General features: G+C 65.5%; 7 protein-coding genes and 1 other RNA gene. 4 read left to right on the forward strand and 4 right to left on the reverse strand.

Annotation, left to right across the window (positions count from 1 at the left end; genetic code table 11):
- The 4 genes from VA602_RS15360 to VA602_RS15375 all read right to left on the reverse strand — a co-directional run.
- A partial coding sequence (locus tag VA602_RS15360; protein ID WP_323453647.1) for a 5-formyltetrahydrofolate cyclo-ligase occupies positions 1 to 248 on the reverse strand: 248 nt, incomplete at its 3' end.
- An 83-nt stretch (positions 249 to 331) separates the two neighbouring features.
- Positions 332 to 510, reverse strand: a non-coding RNA gene (ssrS, locus tag VA602_RS15365) — 6S RNA.
- 17 nt (positions 511 to 527) lie between these two features.
- Positions 528 to 845 (reverse strand): cell division protein ZapA, encoded by a 318-nt coding sequence (locus VA602_RS15370; protein ID WP_054894085.1) that lies wholly within the window; start codon positions 843 to 845, stop codon positions 528 to 530.
- Complete coding sequence (locus VA602_RS15375; protein WP_054894084.1) at positions 842 to 1,051, reverse strand: TIGR02449 family protein; 210 nt, start codon at positions 1,049 to 1,051, stop codon at positions 842 to 844. Before VA602_RS15375 ends, VA602_RS15370 begins: the two co-directional genes overlap by 4 nt.
- A 154-nt stretch (positions 1,052 to 1,205) precedes the next feature.
- Here VA602_RS15375 and VA602_RS15380 point away from each other — a divergent pair, with 154 nt between their 5' ends.
- The 4 genes from VA602_RS15380 to VA602_RS15395 all read left to right on the forward strand — a co-directional run.
- Positions 1,206 to 1,760: a YecA/YgfB family protein gene (locus tag VA602_RS15380; RefSeq protein ID WP_112897075.1), complete on the forward strand. Its 555-nt coding sequence runs from the start codon at positions 1,206 to 1,208 to the stop codon at positions 1,758 to 1,760.
- Positions 1,761 to 1,782: 22 nt separating this feature from the next.
- Positions 1,783 to 3,117: a Xaa-Pro aminopeptidase gene (gene pepP, locus VA602_RS15385; RefSeq protein WP_054894082.1), complete on the forward strand. Its 1,335-nt coding sequence runs from the start codon at positions 1,783 to 1,785 to the stop codon at positions 3,115 to 3,117.
- A complete protein-coding gene (ubiH, locus tag VA602_RS15390; protein WP_063542059.1) occupies positions 3,114 to 4,313 on the forward strand; it encodes a 2-octaprenyl-6-methoxyphenyl hydroxylase in 1,200 nt (399 codons plus the stop codon). The genes pepP and ubiH overlap by 4 nt, the downstream gene beginning before the upstream one ends.
- On the forward strand, positions 4,310 to 4,518 hold a 209-nt coding region (locus VA602_RS15395; protein ID WP_323453648.1), incomplete at its 3' end, for a DUF4442 domain-containing protein. The genes ubiH and VA602_RS15395, both read left to right, overlap by 4 nt.

The raw sequence follows: 4,518 nt of genomic DNA on the forward strand, positions 1-4,518 counted from the left end.
TGCAGCACTGGCAGGTAGGTGCGCTTGCCGCGCCGCTGGGCTTCGCGCAGTAGCAGGCGTGGGTCGATCTCGCCGTCGTTGGGCAGGTACAGGGCGATATGCCGCGCGCGGCGAAACAGCGGGTGCTGGGCCAGTTGCCGGTACAGTCCGACGGCGGCCTGGCGTTGCTGGGCGGGCGTCAACGCGCGTCGTGCGTTGCGCAGCACGCGGCGAAGTTGTGGGCGGGTGAGCGGCACGGTGTCGGTCATGGCACAGGCGATCCCGGATGCTGGCCGCCGACGGCGGCGGCACAAACGAAATGCCCGCCGGTAAAGGCGGGCATTGAGAATTCAGGCTCCCCGACAAGACCGCTATCGGTGTAGCCCTTGAACCCGAAAGTTCAAGGTGGAGATTGCAGGAGGCGTTAAGGCTTTCCGTCGAGCGGACATGCACACCTGCCCCACGTGCAACCCCCGTGGTTGTGCGTATCGGCTCAGGGACATAACCGACTGGCGCATCCTCCAGGGAGTGGCGCCAGTATACCAATCTCAATCGTTTTTGCTAACCGCGTCGTCGGACAGTGCCTGGTCGACACGCTCGAGCAGGTCGCGCACCTGCTCGCGGGTGGTGCCGCCGCTGGCGACGTCAGGGCGCTCCTGGCGGTGCAGCAGTTCATGGGTGATGTTCAACGCCGCCATCACCGCGATGCGGTCGGCACCGATCACCTTGCCGCTGCTGCGAATCTCGCGCATCTTGCCGTCCAGGTAGCGCGCGGCACCCACCAGGTTGTTGCGTTCTTCCGGCGGGCAGATGATCGAGTATTCCTTGTCGAGAATCTGGACGGTGACGCTATTGCTTGAACTCATGAGTCTTGCTCCAGGGCCTTCAGACGCAAGATCATCGACTCGATCTTGTGCCGGGCGATCTCGTTCTTTTCGATGAGGTGGGCGCGCTCTTCGCGCCAGGATTTTTCCTGAGCTACTAGGAGTGCATTTTGCCGTTTTAGTTGCTCGACGCGCTCGATCAGCAACTCGAATCGACTCATCAGCGCTTGCAGGTCATTGTCTTGCATGGGTTGCACTCGATCCGCTCCTTCGTCGATCGCCTGGCGATCATGCCTCTGCCCGAGCCGCGACGGCCAGCGCAGATGGTCTTGGCGCGCCTGCCGGTGCTAGGATACAAGGTCTTCATTCTAGTCATATGCGCCGTCTGGCGCCTAGCCGCCCATGCCCAATACCCAATCGCCTTACACCGCCTTCGCCATGCTGCTCTCCAGCAATGGCCATCCCGCCACTCCTGCCGAGCTGCACGGCCTGCTGATCGGCCGCAGCTGCGCCGGTGCCGGCTTCGATGCCGACGCCTGGCTGGCCGACGCCGCCCAACTGCTTGAAACCGAGCCCGGTGACAACGTCCGCAACGCCCTGATCGGCCTGCAGGAGATGGTCAAGGCCGAGCTGACCGGCGAAGACGTCGCCATCGTGCTGCTGCTGCCGACCGACGATGCCGCCCTGAGCGATCGCGCCACCGCTCTGGGCCAATGGTGCCAGGGCTTCATTACCGGTTTTGGCCTGAACGCCGGCGGCAAGGACCTGTCCACCGATGCCAAGGAAGTGCTCCAGGATCTGGTCGCCATCTCGCAAGTGCAAGAAGCGCTGGAAGAGTCCGAGGACGGCGAGAGCGACTACATGGAAGTCATGGAGTACCTGCGCGTCGCACCGCTGCTGCTGTACACGGAGCTGGCCGCGCCTGTTGCGCCGGCACCAAAACCATCGCTGCATTGATCGACCCGGGGGTCGTTTGCCCATGAGCCACATACCCAAGGCGGAGTACGCCCGTCGGCGCAAGGCGCTGATGGCGCAGATGGTCCCCGACAGCATCGCCATCCTGCCGGCGGCGGCGGTCGCAATCCGTAACCGCGACGTCGAGCACGTCTATCGCCAGGACAGCGATTTCCAGTACCTGAGCGGTTTCCCGGAACCCGAGGCGGTGATCGCCCTGATCCCCGGTCGGGAGCACGGCGAGTACGTGCTGTTCTGCCGCGAGCGCAACCCCGAGCGCGAGCTCTGGGACGGCCTGCGTGCCGGCCAGGAGGGTGCGATACGCGACTTCGGCGCCGACGATGCCTTCCCGATCACCGATATCGACGAGATCCTCCCCGGCCTGATCGAAGGTCGCGAGCGGGTCTACAGCGCCATGGGCAGCAACCCCGAGTTCGACCGCCGGCTGATGGACTGGATCAATGTGATCCGTTCCAAGGCACGCCTTGGCGCGCAGCCGCCGAACGAGTTCGTTGCCCTGGATCATCTGCTGCACGACATGCGCCTGTATAAATCGGCGGCGGAAGTGAAGGTGATGCGTGAGGCCGCGGCGATTTCCGCGCGCGCCCATGTACGAGCCATGCAGGCCTGCCGCGCCGGTCTGCACGAATACAGCCTGGAGGCCGAGCTGGACTACGAGTTCCGCAAGGGTGGCGCGAAGATGCCGGCCTACGGCTCGATCGTCGCTGCCGGGCGCAACGCCTGCATCCTGCACTATCAGCAGAACGATGCGCCGCTCAAGGACGGTGACCTCGTGCTGATCGACGCCGGTTGCGAGATCGACTGCTACGCCAGCGACATCACCCGTACCTTCCCGGTCAGCGGGCGGTTCTCGCCCGAGCAGAAGGCGATCTATGAACTGGTGCTCAAGGCCCAGGAAGCCGCCTTTGCCGAGATTGCGCCAGGCAAACACTGGAATCACGCCCATGAAGCGACGGTGCGGGTGATCACCCAGGGCCTGGTCGAGCTGGGGCTGCTCAAGGGTGAGGTGCAGGCGCTGATCGACAGCGAAGCCTACCGCGCGTTCTACATGCACCGTGCCGGACACTGGCTCGGCATGGATGTGCACGATGTAGGTGAATACAAGGTCGGCGGTCAGTGGCGGGTGCTCGAACCGGGCATGGCGCTGACTGTCGAACCAGGTATCTACATCGCAGCCGACAACCAGAGCGTGGCGAAGAAGTGGCGCGGCATCGGGGTGCGGATCGAGGACGACGTGGTGGTCACCAGAAAGGGCTGTGAAATTCTTACTTCGGGTGTGCCGAAGACAGTCGACGAAATCGAGGCACTGATGCTCGACGCGCGCAAGGACGTGGCATGAGCCGGGTCAACCTGGCGATCATCGGCGGCGGCCTGGTCGGTGCCAGCCTGGCGCTGGCGCTGCAGGCCGGGGCCAAGGCGCGCGGCTGGAAGATCCTGCTGATCGAGCCGTTCGCCCCCGGCGACAGCTTCCAGCCCAGCTACGATGCACGCTCCTCGGCGCTGTCCTTCGGCACTCGGCAGATCTACGACCAGCTTGGCCTGTGGCAGGGCATCGAGCGCCGTGCCGAACCGATTCGGCAGATCCAGGTGTCCGACCGCGGTCGCTTTGGCGCCACCCGCCTGGATGCCCAGGAAGAAGGTGTGCCTGCGCTGGGTTATGTGGTGGAGAACGCCTGGCTCGGCCAGTGCCTGTGGCAGGGGCTGGACAGCGAGGTGGTGAGCTGGCGCTGCCCGGCCGAAGTCAGGGCCATGCAGCCTGTCGAGGGCGGTTATCGCCTGCAACTCGACGATGACACCAGCCTTGAATGCGACCTGGCGATTCTCGCCGACGGCGGCCGCTCCGGCCTGCGCGAGCAGTTGGGCATTCATGTGCGCCGCACGCCCTATGACCAGAGCGCGCTGATCGCCAACATCTCTCCAGGCGAGGCCCATCGTGGCCAGGCCTTCGAACGATTCACCGAACAAGGCCCGATGGCCTTGCTGCCACTGCCGGAAAACCGCTGCGCGCTGGTCTGGACGCGGCAGGGCATGGACGCACGGCGTCTGGCCGATATCGACGAGCGCGCCTTCCTGCGCGAACTGCAGGACGCGTTCGGCTACCGCCTCGGCGCTCTGCGCCAGGTCGGCGCACGGCATCTCTACCCGCTGGCGCTGGTCGAAGCCGAGGAGCAGGTACGCCCGCACCTGGTGGTGCTGGGCAACGCGGCACACAGCCTGCACCCGATCGCAGGTCAGGGGTTCAACCTGTCGCTGCGCGACGTGCAGGCACTGGCCGAGGCCCTGCTCGCAGGCCCGCAGCAGCCGGGCGACCTGGCAACACTGCAGGGGTATCGCCAGCGCCAACGTCTGGATCAGAGCCTGACCATCGGCTTTTCCGACCAGGTCACCCGCCTGTTCGGCAGCGCCCAACCGCTACTCGCGGCCGGGCGCAACCTCGGCCTGCTGGGCCTGGACCTGCTGCCACCGGCCAAGAGCTGGTTCGCCCGCCAGGCCATGGGCCTGGGAACCCGCCCCGACCCGCGGGGCCGCGCATGAAGGACGCCCGCAAGCTCGCCCGTCGGGCCCGCATGTTGCGCTGGTTGCTGAATTTCTACCCGCCCTACCTGGGGGCGGGTATCCGCGTGCAGCACATCAGCCCCGACATGCGCAGCGTCAAGGTGCGCATGAACCTGACCCGCTGGAACCGCAACTATGTCGGCACCCAGTTCGGTGGCAGCCTCTACTCGATGGTCGACCCGTT

The sequence above is a fragment of the Pseudomonas machongensis genome (assembly GCF_034961125.1).
GTDB classification, from domain to species: Bacteria; Pseudomonadota; Gammaproteobacteria; order Pseudomonadales; family Pseudomonadaceae; genus Aquipseudomonas; species Aquipseudomonas machongensis.

Coding starts and splice junctions, on each gene's coding strand:
- pepP (WP_054894082.1), top strand. CDS start 1,783: ATGAGCCACATACCCAAGGCGGAGTACGCCCGTCGGCGCAAGGCGCTG.
- VA602_RS15370 (WP_054894085.1), bottom strand. CDS start 845: ATGAGTTCAAGCAATAGCGTCACCGTCCAGATTCTCGACAAGGAATAC.
- VA602_RS15375 (WP_054894084.1), bottom strand. CDS start 1,051: ATGCAAGACAATGACCTGCAAGCGCTGATGAGTCGATTCGAGTTGCTG.
- VA602_RS15380 (WP_112897075.1), top strand. CDS start 1,206: ATGCCCAATACCCAATCGCCTTACACCGCCTTCGCCATGCTGCTCTCC.
- ubiH (WP_063542059.1), top strand. CDS start 3,114: ATGAGCCGGGTCAACCTGGCGATCATCGGCGGCGGCCTGGTCGGTGCC.